This is a genomic window from Metallibacterium sp. (assembly GCF_054637675.1).
The window spans coordinates 1-20216 of sequence record NZ_JBTSRB010000024.1 but is presented as its reverse complement, the minus strand read 5'-3'; the positions used below and the strand labels follow the sequence as shown (position 1 = coordinate 20216).

Sequence of the window (20216 nt, the reverse complement as noted above, 5' to 3'; positions counted from 1 at the left end):
GTCTTTGATCTGGGTAGCGTTGGCCAGCGCCGAGCAGCGCAGTCGGGCGCCAGGGAAAGGCGCGCCTGTTCGAGCCCATGGATGGGCGAGTTCGCGCTGGGCGCGGCGCATGCGACGCGCGCCCGCGCCCGAATGGCGCGGGCCGGGCTTGGCCACGAAGCAGGATGCGCAAGCGGCCAAGGCGCACGGCGAGCAGCGCAGGGCGAGACGCCGCGCTTGCGACCTGGCTACTGGCAGGTCGCGCGGCGTCGAGCGCCCGAGGCAGGAGCCGAGGGCCGCGTGACTTGCACAGCGCAGAATGCGCGACGCTAGTCACCCCGCGCAGCGGGGCGCAGGCTGCCGCGTGAACGGCTTTGGTTACTTTCCCCAAGAGGAAAGTAACCCGCGCGGCGGCAGCCGCACGGAACAGGGGAAACTTGCGAGACACGGCGCAAGAGCGGTCATTCAAGCACCACGCACGGCCAAGCAAGAGCGCACCCTCACCCGGCGCTGCGCGCCACCCTCTCCCGGCGGGAGAGGGAAAACAGGGGAATCTTGCCAAGCGCCGCGCAAGAACAATCGTTCACGCGCAGCGCGCGGCGGCGGCCGCACGGAACAGGGGAATCTTGTCAAACGCTGCGAACGCGCGCCGAAGACGCCGACGCGTTGCGTGCGTCAGCTCAATGCACGCGCTCGACGCGCACGCTGTTCGAGCAGCCCTGGATATACATCAGCCAACTGCCCAGCAGCATCGGTTTGATGGTGACCTTGGGGTCCTGCGTGGTCTGGCAGCCCCAACTGCTGGACTCGGATACTTGCCAAGTCTGGCCGTTGGCCAGCGAGAATTGCGTGTGGCTGTCCCAGCCCGAGAAGCGGCCGGGCAGCGTGGACTCGACGGTGACGCGCGGCTGATCAATCGGCGTGCGGTAGCCGAACTGGTTGGCCGGGCCGACCACCACCGGCGCGGTGATGCTGGCCGGGCCGGCGCCGGCGATACCGACGTGGCTGCGCAGCCAGGCATTGAGAAAGTGCAACTGCCCGGGACTGAGTTTGTCCAGGCCGGCCTTGTTGAAATCCGCCGCGGACATGCGTTCCTGCAGCGAGGAAAACTGCTGGGCGTGGACGGTGCCGGCGAAGGCCAGGGCCAGAAGCAGGGGCAGGGCGCGCGTTTTCATGGCGCGCATGCTAACAGGATGCCGCAGTCTTGCCGCCACCCTTGCATGTGCGCGCTAAGCTGCGGGCATGCGCACCGAGGCCATCATTTCATCGGAATCGCGCTGGTGCGGCGCGACCGCGCCGGCGCCGCTGGCGGCTGTGTGCGTGGCATGGCAGACGCGCGGTGGCGTGCCGGCGCAAGCCATCGAGATGCTGGAAATCCTGGCGCCTCTGGATGCCGATCCCGAAACCCTCGCCGCCGCGCTGTGGTACGACCTCGCGCGGCGCGCGCCGGCGGCATGGCAGGACGCAGCGGCGCATCAGTCCGAGGTAATGCGGCGTCTGGTCGATGGCCAGCAGGCAGCCGAGAAGGTGTTTTCCTTGCACGCCGATGCGCCGGTGCATGAACACACCGAAGGCCTGCGGCGCCTGTTGCTGGCGATGGTGCGCGATCTGCGTGTGGTGTTCATTCTGCTGGCGCGACAACTGGCCGAGCTGCGCGCGGCCGCGCGCCTGCCCGAGCCGGCACGGCTGGCGCTGGCGCGCCAGACCGCCGACCTGCACGCCCCGCTGGCCAATCGTCTGGGCATCTGGCAGGTCAAGTGGGAGCTGGAGGATCTGGCGTTCCGCTATCGCGAGCCGGACACCTACAAGCGCATCGCCAACCTGCTGGACGAGCGCCGCGATGATCGCGAGCAGTGGATCGCAGGCGCGCGCGCGCAGCTCGAAGCGGCGCTGCGCGAAGCGGGCGTGCGCGCCGAGGTCGCCGGGCGCCCCAAGCACATCTATTCCATCTGGAAAAAAATGCAGCGCAAGGAGGTCGGGTTCTCCGATCTCTACGACATTCGCGCGCTGCGCGTGATGGTGGCCGACGTGTCGGCCTGCTACACCACGCTGGGCGTGGTGCATCAGTTGTGGGCGCCGATCCCGAGCGAGTTCGACGATTACATCGCGCGGCCCAAGACCAACGGGTATCGCTCGCTGCATACCGCGGTGATCGGTCCGTACGGGCGCAATCTTGAAGTGCAGATTCGCACCGCCGAAATGCACCGCGCCGCCGAACTGGGCGTGGCCGCGCACTGGCGTTACAAGGAGGGCGGCGGCGGCGACGCGGCCTTCGAGGCGCGCATCGCGTGGATGCGCCGCCTGCTGGAAACACGCGGCGAGGACGACGGCGCGCTGGTCGAGGCGTTCCGCACCGATCTGCTCGAAGACCGCATCTACGTGCTCACCCCCAAGGGCGAGGTGATGGACTTGCCGTACGGTGCCAGCGTGCTGGATTTCGCCTATCACGTGCACACCGAGGTTGGGCATCGCTGCCGCGGCGCCAAGGTCAACGGCCGCATCGTGCCGTTGACGCACCAGCCCGGCAGCGGTGATCGCATCGAGATCCTCACCGGCAAGCAGGCGCAGCCCAGTCGCGATTGGCTGTCGCCGCAGCACGGCTATCTGCACACCGGGCGCGCGCGCGAGAAAGTGCGCGCGTGGTTTCGGCGCGTCGAGCACGTGGCCAATCTCGAAGCCGGACGCGCCGTGCTGGAACGCGAGCTGCGCCGGCTGGCGCTGCCGGCGATGAATCTCGACGCGCTGCCGCTGCGGTTGGCGCTGAAGTCCCAGGACGAATTGTTCGAAGCGCTGGCGCTGGGCGAGGTTGGCCCTGGCCAACTGGCGCGTGCGTTGCACGAGCTGCACGCGCCGCCGCTCGCGCCGACGGTGCCCGCCGCGCCGACCGGCGTCGCCGCGCGCGCGCGCGACGCGCCGGGTGCGCTCACCATCGAGGGCGTTGGCAATCTGCTGCTGCAACTGGCGCGCTGCTGCCAGCCACTGCCGGGCGATGCGGTGCTGGGCTACGTCACGCGCGGGCGCGGCGTGTCGGTGCATCGCGCCGATTGCGCGGCGCTGGAGCGGCTGCGCGCGCGCGCGCCGGAGCGCATCATCCAGGTGGCCTGGGGGCAGGCGCCGGCCGCGGCCTATCAGACTGACATCGCGGTACTGGCTTACGAACGCAAGGATTTGCTCAAGGACGTCACCGGCACCATCACCCAGTCCGGCGTCAGCATTCTGACGTCCAGCTCACAGCACATGGCCGACAGCGGCGAGCTGCACATGCGCTATAGCCTGCGCGTGCGCGACTTCGCCCAGCTCGGCCAATTGCTGGCGCGACTCGCAGCCTTGCCCAACGTGCGCGAGGCGCGGCGACTGGCCGCCGGCTGAATTCATACGGACGCCGCGCGGGCGGCGGCGCGACGCGGTGCTAGATTGCGCGCACTCTCCGCGCTGATCGCCATGCCCACACGTGAAGTCCGTCCCGCCGCACCCACCCGCATCGAGCCGCGCCTCGGCCCGCTGGATGCGCCCAAGCGCGCGCCGCCGCTGTTGCCGGATGGCCTGCCGCATTTCCGCGCCGAGCCGCGCCAGCCCGGTGCCGCCGCCACGCGTCCACCGCACCCGCCGCAGCGCGCGCGCAGCACGGCGTGGTTGCGTTGGCTGCTGCTGGCGATTCTGCTGCTGCTGGGCCTGGTCGTCATCGCGCAGCATCGCGACTGGTTCGCGCATCTGCTGCCCAGCCCGCAGCTTGATCATGTGCTCGATCAGGGCGACCGCGCGTTGGCGCAAGGTCATCTGGGCGACGCGCATCCGCCCGGCGCGCGACAGTTCTACGAGCAGGCGGCGCGGATCAGCGGCGACAACGGTCGTGCGCAAGCAGGGTTGCAGGCCGTGGGACAGGCCGAGCTGATGCGCGCCAAGACCGCGCTGGCCGAGCATGAGTTGGGTGCCGCGGAAGTCGCCTTGAAGCAGGCTTACGCGCTGCTTGGCGGCGGCACCGAGTTGACCACGTTGCAGCAGCAACTGGCGCAACAGCGCGCGCGCGGCGTGCAGCTCGCGGATCTGGTTGCGCAGGCGCAGCAGGCCTACGCGGCGGGGCACCTGACTGGCGCCGACAGCGCCGCGGGCTGGTATTTGCAGGTGCTGCAGGCCGACCCCGGCAACGCCGTGGCGCGGCATGGGCTGGATCAGGTCGGCGCGGCGCTGGCCAGGCAGGCGCGTCAGGCGCTGGCCAGCGGTGACATCAACAGCGCGCGTCAGCAGGTGCAGCAGATCGCCACGCTGATGCCGTCCCAAGCCGATTTGCCCGCGCTGCAGGCCGAACTGGCCAGCAGCGCGCGCGCCGCGCAGCAGGCCGTGACGCAAAAACTGGCCGCGGCCGCCAGCCTGATCGCCGCGGGGCATATCACCACGCCGGCTGGCGCCAGCGCGCTCGATCTTTACCAGCAGGTGCTGCAAGCCGATCCTGGCAACAGCGTGGCACAGGCCGGGCTGGCGCATGTCGCCACCGCGCTGATGGTGCAGGCACACGCGCAGGCCGATGCCGGCGATTTCAGCGCCGCGCGCCAGTTGCTCGATCAGGCCGCCACGCTCACCCCGCATTCGGTCGAGCTGGCCGCGGCGCGCGCGCGTCTGGCGCATGCGCAGGCACAGGCGTCCACGCAGCCCGTGAAGTCCACGCAGCCCGTACCGGCGGCGGTGTCGCCGGCGCAACGCCAGCAGGCGCTGGCGCTGGTGCAGCGCGCGCAAACGGCGGCCGCGCGCGGAGATTTTCTGCTGCCGCCGGGCGCCAGCGCGTTCGATCTGTATCGGCAGGCCTTGAATCTCGATGGCACAAGCCGTGCAGCGCGCGCAGGCCTGCGCGCGCTGCCACAACTGGCGGCCGACGCCACCACGCAAGCGCTGCGCGCCGGCCAGCTCGATCGCGCCGGCGAGATGCTGCGAAACTACGCGCAACTCGCGCCGGGTTCCGCGGACGTGGCGCGCTTGCAGCACGCCCTGGGTACGGCCTGGCTGGATCTGGCCAATCGCGATCTGGCGCGTGGCAATCATGCCGCCGCGCGCAGCGCGCTGGCGCAGGCACAGCGCTGGGCGCCGGATGACGCGCGCGTGCAGGCACTGGCGCAGGGCCTCGGTGGCGGCTGATCCGCGCGTGCGTGGAACCGCTCATTTTCGTCATCCCCGCGCAGGCGGGGATCCAGCGGCTGATCGGCGCGTGCGCGGAGCCCGCGCATGATGGCGCTGGTGCTGGGCGCCAGCAGCCAGGTCGGGTACTACTTGCTGCCGCTGCTGCAAGCCGAGGGCATCGAGGTGCTGGCCTTGAGTCGCCGGTTCGCGCGCGACGCGCCGCCAGCCGATGTGCGCTGGCTGCAAGGTGCCTTGCCCGCGCCGCTGCCGCCGTTGCCGCCGCTGCGCTACGTGTTCAGCGCCGGGCCGCTGGACGCGCTGGCGGCGTGGCTGCCCACGGCACCGCTGACACTCGACGCCCGCGTGCTGGCGACCAGCTCGATGAGCGCGGTCAGCAAGCAGGATTCTCCGGTCGCGGCCGAGCGCGCATTGTCCGCGCGCCTGCGCGCCGCCGAGCAGGCCTTGGCGCAGGCTTGCGCGCAGCGTGGTGCCGGTTGCACGGTGCTGCGCCCGACCTTGATCTACGGTGTCGGGCGCGATCGCAGCCTGACCCCGCTGGCGCGACGCGCGCAGCGCACGCGCGTGTTCGCGCTGCCGCAGGGACGCGGACTGCGCCAGCCGGTGCACGCCGAGGATGTGGCGCGCGCGCTGCTGGCCGCGGCGTTGCGCGCGCAACCGCTGGATGCGCTGCTGGAATTCGGCGGCGGCGAGCGTCTGCGCGCTGGCGAGATGTTCGCGCGCGTACGCGCCAGCCTGCCGTTCGCCACGCTCGGCGTGCCGCTGCCGCGCGCGCTGTTGGCGCTGGCCGCGCTGCATCCGGCGCTGCGCGGGCCGATCGCGCGGCTCGATCAGGATCTGATCGCCGACAACGCACGCGCGGTAGCCGCGCTGGGCGTGACCCCGCGCGCATTTCGCCCCGATGCGCGGTGCTGGGGGCTTTGAGCATGCGCGCCGGGATGCGAGGATGCGGTCTTGCGCGTCGCTGCTGCCGCGCGCGATCCAAGGTGAGTTGCACGCATGAGTGTTCGTGAACGCCTGCGCCCGTGGTGGGCGCTGCTGCGCTGGCCGTTCTGGCTGGGTCTCGGCCTGTTGATCGGTTTCGGCGGCCCGTACACCTGGGTGCTGAATCAGCGCGTGGCACAGCGTTTCGGTGATCTGGAGTTCTCGCAGCCCACGCGCGTGTACGCGCGGCCGCTGGCGCTGGCCGCGGGTACGCCGATGAACGCGGCGACATTGCGCCAGGAATTGCGCTTCGCCGATTACACGCCGAGCCCCGATGCGCGCGTGCCCGGCACCTGGAACGAAACCGGCGACAGCTTCGTGATCGCCTCGCGCGGTTATGCCGACCCAACCGGTGGCGAGTTGCCGCGACGCGTGCACGTGACGCTGGCGGATGGCCGGGTGCAGGGCCTGTTCGACACGACCGCGCGGCGCCCGCTGGCGGCATGGCATCTCGATCCGGCGCGCATCGCCACGCTCTACGGCGCGCATCAGGAAGAGCGCGAGGTGGTGCACTTGCCGCAATTGCCGCCGCTGCTGGTCAGCGGCCTGCAAGCGGTGGAGGATCGCGATTTCAACAGCCATATCGGCATCGATTTCAGCGGCATCGCGCGCGCGCTGCTGGCCGACGTGCGCTCCGGCAGCATGGCGCAGGGTGGTTCCACGCTGACCCAGCAACTGGTGCGCAATCTGTTTCTGGATCGCAGCCGCACGCTGGTGCGCAAGCTCAACGAGGCGCTGATCTCGGTGCTGATCACCGCGCACTACAGCCGCGGGCGCATTCTCGATGCGTACATGAACGAGGTGTACCTCGGTCAACAGGGCGGCCAGGCGATCCACGGGTTTGCCGCGGGCAGCCGTTACTGGTTCGGGCGCCCGCTGGCGGCGCTGCGTCCGCAGGAGATCGCGCTGCTGGTCGGGCTGGTGCGCGGACCCAGTTATTACGACCCGCGCCGCTACCCGGAGCGCGCGCTGCAGCGGCGCAACCTCGTGCTGCACGAGTTCCACGCGACCGGGCTGATCACGCGCCCGATGCTGGCCTATGCGCTGGCCGCGCCGCTGGGGGTGACGCCGGTGCCGCGGCTGCCGCGCGATCGCTTCCCGGCGTTCATGGATCTGGTGCGGCGCCAGTTGCGGCAGGATTTCAGCGCGCAGCGTCTGCGCGCGGGCGCGCTGGCGGTGTACACCACGCTCGATCCCGCCGCGCAGCTCGATGCCGAGGATGCGCTGGATGAAACCCTGGCCAGCTTCGGTCCGCGCGGCGCGGCGCTGCAGGGCGCGGTGGTGGTGACCGATGCGCGCACCGGCGCGGTGCGCGCGCTGGTGGGCGGACGCGATGCCGGCGTGCCGGGCTTCAATCGCGCGCTGGATGCGCGCCGCCAGATCGGTTCCACGATCAAGCCATTCGCGTATCTGGTGGCGCTGGCGCAGCCGCGGCAGTGGTCGCTGGCCAGTCCGCTGGATGACGCACCGATCACCGTGCCGCTGTCCGGCGGCCGCAACTGGACGCCGCAAAACGATGATCACATCAGCCACGGCCAGGTGCTGCTGGTCGATGCGCTGGCGCACTCCTACAACCAGGCCACGGTGCATCTGGGCATGCGCTTGGGGCTGGCGCGCATCCACCGTTTTCTGGATTCGTTCGGATTGTCGGTGCCGATCAATGCCGATCCCTCGCTGCTGCTGGGCGCGCAGGATTTGTCGCCCTACGAGCTGGCCGAGCTGTACCAGTTCCTCGCCAGCGACGGCCGTGCCGAGCCGCTGCGCGCGGTGCGCGGCGTGCTCGATGCCAACGGCAAACTGCTCAAGCGCTACGACAGCGCCACGGTCAAGCCCGAATATCAGAGCGCGGTGCGCCTGCTGACCTGGGCGCTGCAGCAGGTGCCGCGCGAGGGCACGGCGCACGCGCTGGGCGCCTCGCCGCTGGGCGCGCTCAACGCCGCTGGAAAAACCGGCACCAGCGAGAACCAGCGCGACGCCTGGTTCGCCGGCTATACCGGCAGCGATCTGGCCGTGGTCTGGGTCGGTCGCGACGACGACAAGCCGACCCCGCTGTGGGGTTCCACCGGCGCGTTGCCGGTGTGGATGCGCCTGTTCCAGCGGCTGCCCACGCGGCCCCTGCCAGCGGCGCCGATGGCCGGCCTGAGCATGGCCTGGATCAATCCAGCGACCGGTCACCGCACCTCCGCCGTATGCAGCGGCGCGCGACAATTGCCGTTCATCGACGGCTACGCACCGACCGAGGAAGACTCATGTCTGTTCGACCAATTCAAGCACTGGCTGGATGGCCCGGCCCCCGCCGGCGGCGACTGATCGCGCTGCTGGCTGCGACGCTGCTGCTGGGCGCCTGCGCGACATCGAAGCCGCCGCGTGCGGCGCAGTCCTTCGCGCCCGTGTCCAATCCATCCGCGCTGCTGGCGGCGGTGCGCCAGGCCGGCGCGCACGACAACTCGGTGCTGCAGGTGCATCCGTTGCGCTCGGCCGGAGTCAGCGCGCTGGTCGCGCAGGCGCACGCCGCCGCGACGCAAGCTGACTACGCGGGCGCTGCGCGCTTGCTGGATCGCGCCCTGGAATTCGAGCCGCACGCGCCGGACCTGCTGCAGGCGCGCGCCGAGATGGCGCTGGCGCAGGGCGACTGGACGCTGGCGCAGCAACTGGCGCAGCAGGCGTTGCGGCGCGGCCCGCGGTTCGGCGCCCTGTGCGCGCGCGGCTGGCAGACGCTGGCCGAGGTCGCGCGCGTGCAGCGCGACGCCGCGACGCAGGCGCAGGCCGAGCAGCGCGTCGCGGCCTGCCGCAGAAGCGATCCGCCGCCCGAATAGCGGCCGGGCACCGGACGCAAGGCGGCTGGCTTCTAAAACGCCGCGAAAACACAGACGTTCGAACGCGCCGTGTGACTGCGCGAGTGCGAGCCTGCATCTGGCGTTGCCGCGAATCCGGCAACGGTTACATGATGCATTGCGACATTTTTGTTAAAAATCCTCGGCCAATTTTCTAGCTCGAATCAAGCTTGAATATAGCTCTACGCAAGTCTTTGTTAAGAAAGATATTTTATTGCATAGCAGCATAAAACAAGGCTTTTGCAAAGTCTTCTGGAAACGTTTACATTCCGTTCCGAATCGTTGCTTCCCAGCAAATCGGTAAGCGCTTTCCAATACATCGGTAAGGTGGTGCGGCGTGGCAATCACGATCAGAGACGTGGCGCGAGAGGCCGAGGTTTCGGTGGCCACCGTGTCGCGCGCGCTCAACGGCCGCGACAATGTCGCCGCCGAGGTGCGCGCGCATGTGCAAGCGGTTGCCACGCGCCTGCGTTACGTGCCGCACAGCGCGGCGCGCAGCCTGATCACGCGGCGCACGCAAACCATCGGCGCGTTGCTGCCGGACATGCATGGTGAATTTTTTTCCGAGTTGATCCGCGGCATCGACAAGGCCGCGCGCGCGCAGGGCTATCACCTGCTGCTGTCCAGCTCGCACGGCGATGCCGATGAAACCGCCGCCGCGCTGCAGGCCATGCTGGGTCGTGTGGATGGTCTGCTGATCATGTCGCCGCATGCCGATCCGGGTTTCATCGAGCAGCACTTGCCCGAGGACTTGCCCGCGATCCTGCTCAACCCCGTGCGCGGGCACACGCGCCTGTCGGCGCTGGCGGTGGACAACCGCGCTGGCGCCTATGCCATGACCCAGCATCTGGTGCATCGCGGATACCGCGAGATCGTCCTCATCACGGGACCCAAGGGCAACCTTGATTCCGAGGAGCGTCAGCAGGGCTGCCTCGACGCGTTGCACGATCTGCTGCCTGACGTCGTGCCGCAGATCGTCTCCGGCGATTTCAGCGAGGAATCCGGCTATCGCGCCGGCAGCCTGATCGCAAGGCAAAACATGCGTCCGCAGGCGATTTTCGCGGCCAATGATTCCATGGCCATCGGTTGCCTGTTCGCGCTCACCGAGGCCGGGCTGCGCGTGCCCGATGACATCGCGCTGGCCGGCTTTGACGACATTCCCACCGCGCGCTTCACGCAGCCGCCGTTGACCACGGTGCGCGTACGCATCACCGATCTCGGCGGGCGTGCGCTCGATCAACTGCTCGCGGCCATCGCCAACGGTGGCGTGGCGCAACCGCGCAGCGTGCAGATGCTGGCGCCCGAGCTGGTGCTGCGCGCGTCCTGCGGCATGCACAGCCACGCCGCCGCGGCACCCGCAAACAACCCGGACACCGTTTCCAAGAAGCGCGCGCAGGCCGGGCCTGACGCACGCCGCAAGCCGCAGCCTGCACCCAAGCACCGTTAGTCCCGCATCGCATCGCACCGTTCACGAACCAGCACGCAGTGTCGTCCCGAAACTGCGCAACTCACATACCTGACCAAGGTAGGGGAACCATGAAAACGCCTCAGAGCTTCAAAAAGAAACTGCTCGCCAGCCTGATCGCCACCGCACTGGTCGGCGTCACGGCCACGCTGCCGGTCACCGTGCTGGCCGCCAGCGCCGATGCCACCCTGCGCGGCAACACCGCGCCCCACACCCAAGTCGTCATCCGTGAGATCGCCACCGGACTCACGCGCAAGACCGAGTCCAACGGTCATGGCGTGTACGTGCTGCTCGGCCTGCCGCCCGGCACCTACACGGTGCATGCCGGCCACGGGCCCGAACAGAAGGTGAAGCTCAATGTGGCCTCGACCGTCACCCTGAATCTGCAGACGGCCAGCGAGAGCAAAGCCACCGAGCTGGCCGCGGTCAAGGTGACCGCCCAAACCATCAACATCCAGGACATGAGCACCTCGCAGGTCGGCAGCTACGTGTCGCTGCACCAGATCCAGAACATGCCCGCCGCTTCGCGCAACTTCCTGCAGTTTGCCGATACGGTGCCCGGCATGGTGTTCAGCCGTGCCGCCAATGGCGATACCGAGCTGCAGGCCGGCGGCCAGGCCGACAGCGCCATCAACGTGTACATCGACGGCGTCAGCCAGAAGAACATGGTCCTGCCGGGCGGCATGGTCGGCCAGAACGCCAGCCAGGGCAATCCGTTCCCGCAACTGGCGATCGGCGAATACCGCGTGATCACCAACAACCAGGAAGCCGAGTACGGCATGCTTTCCAGTGCCGCCATCGTGGCATCCACCAAGTCCGGCACCAACAAATTCAAGGGCGATGCCTTCTACAGTTTCAACAGCACTGGCATGCGTGCCGCCACGCCAGCCGAGAACGCGGCCGGCAAGAAGACGCCTTCGACCGACAAGGACTTTGGCTTCGACTTCGGCGGCCCGATCATCAAGAACAAGGCGCACTTCTACATCGCCTACGAAGGCAAGAAGTTCAACACCCCGACCGTGGTGATACCCTTCGCGCCGCAGGTCTACGTGAACCAGTTGCCGGCCAGCGTCCTGTCGCAGGTTGGCCCGGCCAGCCTGCCGTTTCTCGAGAACAACTGGTTCGCCAAGATCGACTACGAGCCGACCGATAGCGACCGCTTCGTGCTGGAAACCCACATCCGCAACGAGACCAGCATCAGCGGTGTGGGTGGCGTCAACACGGCATCTGCCGGTCTGAACACGATCAACTTCCAGAAGACCGCCGACCTGGCCTGGGAGCACAACGGCTACGACTGGTTCAACCGCCTCGAGGCCACCTGGCAGGACGCGGCCTATCAGCCGACGCCGATCCTGCTCGGCATCGGCAATGCCTATACGGCCGCGATCAACAGCAACTACCCGCTCAACCCCAACCAGATCATCCTGCAGACCGGCAATTCGCCGCTGGCGCAGCAGTACAAGGGCCAGCGTGGTATCGGCATCTTCGACCACTTCACCTATGACGGGCTGCAGTGGTACGGCAGCCACGTGATCAAGGCGGGCTTCAACCTGCAGCGGGTCACGCTCACCGCGCAGGACGCCGGCGACAGCAATGCGCTGTTGTATTACAAGGTCTCGCCGACCACGGGTACCGAGAGCATTCCCTATCAGGCGCAGTTCGGCGCTCCGGTGCCCGGCCTCAGCCCGGTATCGGTGAGCAACAACACCCTGTTCGATGCGTTCCTGCAGGATACCTGGACGTTCAACAAGCACTGGACTTTCAACGTCGGCGTACGCGCCGATTACGACCGCACCCCGGCGTACCTCAACTACGTGACTCCTGCGCCAGTGATCGCGGCGCTCAACACCCAAGCTCCTGGTGCGGCAACAGGGATTACGTATGCGCAGCAGCTGGCCCAGGGCGGCATCAATATCAACAACTACGTCAGCAACGGCAGCAATCGCAGCGCCAAGTTGCATTTCTCGCCGCGCTTGGGCTTTGCCTACGACATCGACGGCAACCAGAAGCACGTGATCTTCGGCGGCGTCGGCCGCACCTACAACCACAACCTGTACGACCTGCTGCAGGTCGAGCAGACCAAGTACGTGCTGTCGCAGCCGACGGTCTACTTCGGTACGCCGTCGCAGCCGTGCCTGTCCGGCCAGAGCCCCTGTTACGCCTGGAATCCGTCGTATCTGAGCATTCCAGCGTTGCAGGCGCTGGTGGCGGGATCATTCGCCGGCAAGGAGGTGGACATGATGCCCAACAACCTCAAGACACCGTATTCCGACCAGTTTTCCATCGGCATGCGCAACCAGATCGGCGAGTGGGATACCAGTGTCGCGGTGACGCGCGTACTCAGCTACGACGGCCTGACTGGCTTCCTGGGCAACCGTGCACCCGGTGGCGCCTTCTGGGTGCACGAACCATGGGGTGGTGTTGGCCAGCCATGGACCTATCCCTTGCCGGGCTTTGGCAACCTGATCCTCTGGGGCAACAGTTTGAGGACCAGCACCACGCAGTTGCTGCTGTCGGCGCAGAAGCCCTACACCGAGGAGTCCGGTTGGGGCCTGACCGTGGCCTACACTTATACCCACGCCAGATGGAACATGGATAACCAGGCGCTCAACAACAACTACTCGTTCGACGCGGAGTACCCCTACCAGTATCCGTTCATCGGCGAGCCGGTGGCCAAATCGCGCATCGTGGTCGCCGGTACCCTGAAGGGGCCGTGGGATATCGCCATGGGGGCGCGGCTGACGCTGGCCACGCCGATCCCTGGCGTCAACCTGGCTTGCTACGGTGATCCCAATTCGCCCAGCGGTTGTATTCCGGTGGCGGCCACGCCGCAAGGCTCGCAGTTCCTCGTCGGCGGCCGCATCTGGGGCTACCGCGACTTCTCGGTGCAGTTCACCAAGAACTTCAAGCTGTGGGGCCTCAACGCCTATGCGCGCGCTGACATCATCAATCTGTTCAACTGGCACAACTACTCGAGCTACATCGAGAATTACGGCAGCAACGGGGTGCTCAACAAATACCCGGTCCAGTACAACCCGCTGGGTGAGATCTCGGGTTACCCACGTTATGTGAAGCTCACCGTGGGCGTGCAGTTCTGAGTCGACGCATGCGCGCCGGCGGGCAATCCGCCGGCGCGCTTCGACTGCGCTAGGCTTGATTGTCCGCGTTGGGTCAGCACGCTGCAGTTGTGCAAACTTCCCCGAGAGTTGCTCCGATGCCCACGCCACAATCCGTGAAAAACATCGTCATCGTCGGCGGCGGCACTGCCGGCTGGATGGCGGCGGCGGCCTGCGCCAAGGTGCTGGGGCCGAGCTATGCGGTGCACCTGGTCGAGTCCGAGGAGATCGGCACCATCGCCGTGGGCGAGGCCACGGTGCCGCACCTGAAGCAGTTCAACAATCTGCTCGAGATCGACGAGGTCGAGTTCGTCAAGAACGTCAAGGGTACGTTCAAACTGGGCATCCAGTTCAACGACTGGGGCCGGCTGGGTGACAGTTACATCCACGGTTTCGGCCAGCTCGGTCCCGATGTCGGCCCACTGCCGTTCCACCAGTTCTGGATCAAGGCGCGGCACAAAGGCTGGGCCGCGCCGCTGGGCGATTACTCGATCAACACGGCGGCGGCGCCACGCGGCAAGTTCATGCCCTCGGCCAGCGACGCGCCGGCCAATTCCCCGCTGTCGGATATCCGCTACGCCTATCACTTTGACGCCAGCCTGTATGCGCGCTACCTGCGTGGCTATGCCGAGGCGCGTGGCGTGCGCCGCACCGAGGGCAAGGTCAGGCACGTGCAGCTGCGCGGCGAGGACGGTTACGTCGAGTCGGTGACGCTGGAGAACGGCACCGTCATCGGCGGGGATCTGTTCATCGACTGCTCCGGCTTCCGTGGCCTGCTGATCGAGCAGGCGCTGCACATCGGCTACATCGATTATTCGCAGTGGTTGCGTTGCGACCGCGCCGTGGCGGTCGGTTGCGAGAAAGTCGGCCCGCCCACGCCCTACACGCGGGTGACCGCGCGCACGGCCGGCTGGCAGTGGCGCATCCCGCTGCAGCATCGCACCGGCAACGGCCACGTTTACAGCAGCGCCCTGATCAGCGACGACGAGGCCACGGCCACGCTGTTGGCCAACCTGGATGGCAAGCCGCTGGGCGAGCCGCGCTTGCTGCGCTTCACGCCCGGCATGCGCAAGAAGTTCTGGAGCAAGAACGTGGTGGCGCTGGGGCTGGCCAGCGGCTTCCTGGAGCCGCTGGAGTCGACCAGCATCTTCCTGATCCAGTCGGGCATCGCGCGCCTGGTCAGCCTGCTGCCGTGGAATGATTTCAGCGAGGTGGTGATCGACGAGTACAACGCCCAGCTCACTTTCGAGATGGAGCGCATCCGCGACTTCCTGATCCTGCATTACCACGCCACGCAGCGCGATGACGCGCCGTTGTGGCGCGAGTGCGCCCGTATGTCGGTGCCCGCGGGTCTGGCGCACAAGATGCGCCTGTTCGCCGATAGCGGGCGGTCCTTCCGCGAGAGTGAGGAACTCTTCGCGGAACCCAGCTGGGTGGAGGTGATGATCGGGCAGAACATCCTGCCGCGCGCCTACCACCCGCTGGTCGAGCAGATGCCCGACGATCAGCTCAAGCAGTTCATGCAGGGCGTGGCGCAGGTGATCGAAAGCTGCGTCGGCGTGATGCCGCTGCATCAGACCTTCATCGACCGGCGCTGCGCGGCGCCCGCGCTGCATCCGAGTTCCTGATTCGAATGTGTGCGTGATTCCGCGCACCGGCCAGCCAGCCGGCGCGCGGTTTTTTTCTACCTGATTTGCGTCGAAGTTCAGCAGTTAAAAGCCCCTCTCCCGCCGGGAGACGACCAACGCGACCGAAGGAAGTCCAGCGGAGAAGTCCCTGAGGGACGACCAACGCGACCGAAGGAAGTCCAGCGGAGAAGGTCCCAAGGGAGGGGTTGGGGTGAGGGTACGAGACGGAGCAATCATCACCATGAATTCGTCAACGTCGCGCTCCGCCGCGAACCCTCATCCGGCGCTGCGCGCCACCATGTCCCGGCCCTCACGCACAGCGCTCGGGCGTTCGGCAGCGCATGATCTGCCCGCGGCAGATCATGGGCGCGCTGACTCACCCCGGCGGGGGAAGGGAAAGGCGGCTGAACTTCAGCACGAATCAGGTTTTTCCATGAAGCCGAGGCGGCCATGTTGAAACGAAGTGCCATTCTGTGCGCGGCCCTGCTGGCCACGCTGCCCGGTGCGCTGCTGGCGGCGCCGATCACGACGGCCCCTCCGCGCGCGCCGTTCGTGTCGACGCTGCCGGTGGAGCACACGCTGCCGCCATTTTTCAATCAGCTCGAAAAGCGCACCTTCGAATTTTTCTGGGATACCACCAATCCGGACAACGGCCTGGCGCCCGATCACTATCCGGGGCCGTCGTTTTCCAGCATCGCGGCGGTGGGATTCGCGCTCACCGCGTACCCGATCGGCGTGGAGCGCGGCTGGGTCACGCGCCAGCAGGCCGCGCAGCGCGTGCTGACCACGCTGAAGTTTTTCGAGGACGCGCCGCAGGGCAAGGCCGCGGCCGGCGACACCGGTTACAAGGGTTTCTACTATCACTTTCTGGACATGCGCAGCGGGCGGCGCTGGCAGGGCGTGGAGTTGTCCACCATCGACACCGCGCTGCTGATGGCCGGCGTGCTGTTCGATCAGAGTTACTTTGATCGCGACACGCCCATCGAGAAGCAGATTCGCGGGCTCGCCAATACGCTTTATCGGCGCGTGGACTGGCCCTGGATGCAGGCCGTGAATCCGCCGCTGATCAGCATGGGCTGGACTCCGCGGTCCGGTTTCCTCAAATACAACTACGAGGGTTATGACGAGGCGATGATTCTTTACATCGAAGCCTTGGGCTCACCCACGCACGCGGTGCAACCCGATGCATGGAATGCATGGACGGCCACGTATCCGAAGTTCTGGGGTGACTACTACGGTCGCGAGCAGCTCAGTTTCGCGCCGTTGTTTGGCTCGCAGTATTCGGAGTCGTGGATCGATTTTCGCGGCATCCAGGATGCCTTCATGCGCGGCAAGGGCATCGACTATTTCATCAACAGCCGCCGCGAGGCCGAATCGCAGCGCGATTACGCCATCGCCAATCCCGGCCACTGGACCGGCTACGGCAAGAACTTGTGGGGACTCACCGCCTGCGACGGTCCGGGCAACATCACCTACACCGACGCCCAGGGCGTGACGCGCACGTTCGCGGGCTATGCCGCGCGCGGCGCCGGCATCAAGCACACCTTCGACGATGGCACCATCGCGCCGACCGCGGCGCTGGGCTCGATCGCGTTCGCGCCCCGGATCGTGATCCCGATGGTGGAAGCGATGCAGGCCAAGTACGGCAAGTACATTTATGGCCGCTACGGCTATGTCGATGCCTTCAACCCCAGCTTCCACGATCGCAACGCGGTGTTGAACAGCGGAACCGTGGTGCCGGGCGTGGGCTGGGTGGACTCCGAGCGCCTCGGCATCGATCAAGGCCCGATCCTGCTGATGCTGGAAAACTACCGCTCCGGTTTCGTCTGGCGCGTGATGCGCAAGAATCCGAATATCCGCCGCGGCCTGCAGCGCGCCGGTTTCAGCGGCGGTTGGCTGGACGGCAAACCGGCGACGCAGTGAGCAGCGCATGCCAGCCATGAAGCGCGCGCTGCATCTGCTGTGGCTGCTGCCCGTGCTGTTGGCGGCGACACTGGCCGGCTGCGCGCGCATGCCGCAGGACTCGCGTATCGTCCTGCGCTTCTGGGCGATGGGCGAGGAAGGCCAGGCCGCCGCGCAACTGGTCAAGGGTTTCGAGAAACTGCACCCGAATATCCGCGTCAGAGTGCAGCAACTGCCGTGGACCGCGGCGCACGCCAAGCTGCTCACGGCTTACGCCGGCGACACCACACCCGACGTCGCGCAAATGGGCAACACCTGGATTCCGGAAATGGCCGCGTTGCGCGCCATCGTGCCGCTGGAGCCGTTCATCGCCGGTTCGCACATCGTCACGCCGTCCGATTACTTCCCCGGCATCTGGAGCAGCAACGTGGTCGCAGGCCACGTCTACGGCGTGCCTTGGTACGTGGACACGCGGCTGATCTTCTACCGCAAGGACATCCTCGCTGCGGCCGGCTTCAACCATGCACCCACCAGTTGGGCCGGCTGGACGCGCATGATGGCTGTCATCAAGGCGCGCGCCAAACCCGGTGACTGGGCCACGCTGCTGCCGCTCAACGAGTTCGAGCAACTGGTGTCGTTCTCGCTGGAGCAGCCGGGTTCTTTCCTCAAGGATCACGACCAGTACGGCAATTTCCAAGCGCCGCAGTTCGAGGCCGCGCTGCGGTTCTATTTGAGCTTCTTCCGCGACGGTTACGCGCCACGCGTCGACAACACGCAGATCGCCAGCGTGCCCATCGAGTTCGCGCGCGGGCACTATGCCTTCTACATCTCGGGCCCGTGGATGATCCGCGAGTTCGAGACGCGCATGCCGGCTTCCGTGCAAAAAGAATGGGCCACCGCGCCGCTGCCCGGCCCCACCGGTGCGGCCAGCAACTCGGGTATCGCCGGTGGCGCCAGCCTGGTGATTTTTCGCAACTCGAAGCACAAAGCGGCGGCGTGGAAGCTCATCGAGTACCTCTCGCAGCCCGCCGTGCAGGATGAGTTCCACCAGCTTACCGGCGATCTGCCGCCGCGGCGCAGCACCTTCGCGCGGCCGGACATCGCCCGCGATCCCTACGCCGCGGCGTTCTTCACCCAACTCGAACACGCGCGCGCGGTGCCGCGCATCGCCGAGTACGAGCAGATCGTGCGCGAGATGCAGACCATCGCCGCGCGCGCGGCCTGGGGCCGGCTCGACGTGGCGCAAACCACCGCGCTGCTGGACCGCAAGACCGATGCCATCCTCGCCAAGCGCCGCTGGATGATCGCGCACGGGAGGCTGCCGTGAAGTCGGACCAACGCATCGCCGGCTGGGTGTTCGTGGCCCCGGCGTTGGTCGTGATTGCGCTGTTTTTCCTGCTGCCTGTGCTGCTGGCGCTGGGGCTCAGCTTCACCGACTTCGACATCTACGCGCTGGCCAGCCTGAAGAACGTGCAGTTCGTGGGTATCGATAATTACCTCACCGTGCTGCGCATGGGTCTGTTCTGGCAGGCGCTGGGCAACACGTTGTATTTCGTGGTGGTTGGCGTGCCGCTGTCGATCGGCGTGGCCCTGGGCGCCGCGCTGCTGGTGCATTCGCGGCTGGCGCGCTGGAAGGGGTTTTTCCGCACCGCCCTGTTCACGCCAGTGGTCACCAACCTGATCGCCGTGGCGGTGATCTGGAAATACCTCTTCCAGCAGCGCTACGGCTTCGTCAACTACATGCTGGGTTGGTTTGGCGTGCACCCCATCGACTGGCTCGGCAATCCGCACATGGCCATGCCCACGATCATCTTGTTTGCCCTGTGGAAGAACTTCGGCTACGCCATGATCATCGTGCTGGCCGGACTGCAGGCCATCCCCGATGAGCTGTACGAAGCGGCGCGCCTGGATGGCGCCAGTGCCTGGCGGCAAGTGCGTTACATCACCCTGCCCATGCTCGGGCCGACGCTGATGACCGTGGGCCTGTTGACCATGGTGGGTTACTTCCAATTGTTTGCCGAGCCCTACGTGATGACCGAGGGTGGGCCGCTGCAGAGCACGCTGTCGGTGCTGTACCTGATGTACAACCAGGGCTTCGATTGGTGGAACCTGGGGCTGGCCTCGGCCATCGCCTTCGTGCTGTTCGTGTTCACGCTGGCTGCCACTGGCGTGCTGGTGCACGTGGGTCGCCGCAAGGGGTGGGTATGAGGGCGTCGCGCGCTGCCGTGTGGGGGGTCAACGGGCTACTCACGTTGCTCGCGCTGATCGCCCTGTTTCCGCTGTTCTGGATGCTGTCGGTGTCGTTGATGCCGCTGGGTTCGGCCAGCACATTTCCACCACCGCTGCTGCCGCTGCATCCGACCCTGTCCAACTACCGCGCGCTGTTCGTGGGCGCGGATCTCGGTCGTTATCTGCTCAACAGCTTCATCGTCTCCGGCGGCATCACCCTCGGCTCGCTGGTGTGCAACCTGCTGGCCGGCTACGGTTTCGCCAAGCTGCGCTTTCACGGCCGCGATCGCACCTTCGGCCTGCTGCTGGCGGCGCTGGTGATTCCCTCGCAGGTGGCGATGATGCCGCTGTTCCTGCTGGCGCGCGAGCTGCACATCGTCAACAGCTACGCCGGCGTGATCCTGCCTTCGCTGGCCAGCATCTTCGGCATTTATCTGGTGCGCCAGTACGCGCGCGCCATTCCCGACGAGATGCTCGAAGCCGCGCGCATCGACGGCGCCAGCGAGCTGACCACGTTCCTGCGCGTGGTGTTGCCGCTGCTGAAACCCATCATCCTCACCCTGACCATCCTCACCTTTCTCACCGCGTGGAACGATTTCATGTGGCCGCTGATCGTGCTCACCGGCAACAACCACTACACCTTGCCGATCGCGCTGGCGTCGCTGGCGCGCGAGCACAACCAGGACGTGGAGATGCTGATGGCCGGCTCGATGGTCACCGTGCTGCCGGTGCTGGTGCTGTTCCTGCTGCTGCAGCGTTACTACATCCAGGGCCTGCTGCTGGGCAGCGTGAAGCGGTGATGGGCATGTGTTGATGCGTGCGGGCGCATGGCGAATGCGGGATCGAGGGGTACCACCCTCTGTCCCGTCATCCCCGCGCGGATACGGATCGAGGAGTGCCACCCTCTGTCCCGTCATCCCCGCGCGGATCCGGATCGAGGAGTGCCACCCTC

The 20216-nt window shown here is 67.0% G+C and carries 13 protein-coding genes; 12 read left to right on the top strand and 1 reads right to left on the bottom strand.

Annotated elements, in window-relative coordinates; all coding sequences use genetic code 11:
* Positions 1–659: 659 nt before the first annotated feature.
* Positions 660–1154 (bottom strand): hypothetical protein, encoded by a 495-nt coding sequence (locus ACYDAT_RS08915; protein ID WP_461439056.1) that lies wholly within the window; start codon positions 1152–1154, stop codon positions 660–662.
* 67 nt (positions 1155–1221) lie between these two features.
* Here ACYDAT_RS08915 and ACYDAT_RS08910 point away from each other — a divergent pair, with 67 nt between their 5' ends.
* The 12 genes from ACYDAT_RS08910 to ACYDAT_RS08855 all read left to right on the top strand — a co-directional run bounded on the left by ACYDAT_RS08910 (position 1222) and on the right by ACYDAT_RS08855 (position 20064).
* Entirely contained in the window at positions 1222–3348 is a 2127-nt protein-coding gene (locus ACYDAT_RS08910) for a RelA/SpoT family protein (protein ID WP_461449670.1), read from the top strand.
* A gap of 72 nt (positions 3349–3420) precedes the next feature.
* The gene (locus tag ACYDAT_RS08905) at positions 3421–5106 is read left to right on the top strand and encodes a hypothetical protein (protein ID WP_461439058.1); all 1686 of its coding nucleotides are present in this window, start codon (positions 3421–3423) and stop codon (positions 5104–5106) included.
* Positions 5107–5193: 87 nt separating this feature from the next.
* Positions 5194–6030 (top strand): NAD-dependent epimerase/dehydratase family protein, encoded by an 837-nt coding sequence (locus ACYDAT_RS08900; RefSeq protein ID WP_461449668.1) that lies wholly within the window; start codon positions 5194–5196, stop codon positions 6028–6030.
* A gap of 75 nt (positions 6031–6105) precedes the next feature.
* A complete protein-coding gene (gene mrcB / locus ACYDAT_RS08895; protein ID WP_461449666.1) occupies positions 6106–8400 on the top strand; it encodes a penicillin-binding protein 1B in 2295 nt (764 codons plus the stop codon).
* Entirely contained in the window at positions 8340–8906 is a 567-nt protein-coding gene (locus tag ACYDAT_RS08890; protein WP_461440876.1) for a tetratricopeptide repeat protein, read from the top strand. The genes mrcB and ACYDAT_RS08890 overlap by 61 nt, the downstream gene beginning before the upstream one ends.
* 355 nt (positions 8907–9261) lie before the next feature.
* Positions 9262–10371 carry a LacI family DNA-binding transcriptional regulator gene (locus tag ACYDAT_RS08885; protein ID WP_461440875.1) on the top strand — a complete coding sequence of 370 codons (1110 nt, stop codon included), beginning with the start codon at positions 9262–9264 and terminating at the stop codon, positions 10369–10371.
* Positions 10372–10460: 89 nt separating this feature from the next.
* Positions 10461–13487 (top strand): TonB-dependent receptor, encoded by a 3027-nt coding sequence (locus ACYDAT_RS08880; protein ID WP_461449664.1) that lies wholly within the window; start codon positions 10461–10463, stop codon positions 13485–13487.
* A gap of 116 nt (positions 13488–13603) precedes the next feature.
* Positions 13604–15133: a tryptophan halogenase family protein gene (locus ACYDAT_RS08875; protein ID WP_461449662.1), complete on the top strand. Its 1530-nt coding sequence runs from the start codon at positions 13604–13606 to the stop codon at positions 15131–15133.
* 450 nt (positions 15134–15583) lie between these two features.
* Entirely contained in the window at positions 15584–17056 is a 1473-nt protein-coding gene (locus ACYDAT_RS08870) for a glucoamylase family protein (RefSeq protein WP_461449660.1), read from the top strand.
* A 7-nt stretch (positions 17057–17063) separates the two neighbouring features.
* Positions 17064–18362 (top strand): sugar ABC transporter substrate-binding protein, encoded by a 1299-nt coding sequence (locus tag ACYDAT_RS08865; RefSeq protein WP_461439066.1) that lies wholly within the window; start codon positions 17064–17066, stop codon positions 18360–18362.
* Positions 18359–19243: a carbohydrate ABC transporter permease gene (locus ACYDAT_RS08860; protein WP_461439067.1), complete on the top strand. Its 885-nt coding sequence runs from the start codon at positions 18359–18361 to the stop codon at positions 19241–19243. Before ACYDAT_RS08865 ends, ACYDAT_RS08860 begins: the two co-directional genes overlap by 4 nt.
* Complete coding sequence (locus tag ACYDAT_RS08855) at positions 19240–20064, top strand: carbohydrate ABC transporter permease (RefSeq protein WP_461439068.1); 825 nt, start codon at positions 19240–19242, stop codon at positions 20062–20064. Before ACYDAT_RS08860 ends, ACYDAT_RS08855 begins: the two co-directional genes overlap by 4 nt.
* The last annotated feature ends 152 nt before the right edge of the window (positions 20065–20216 follow it).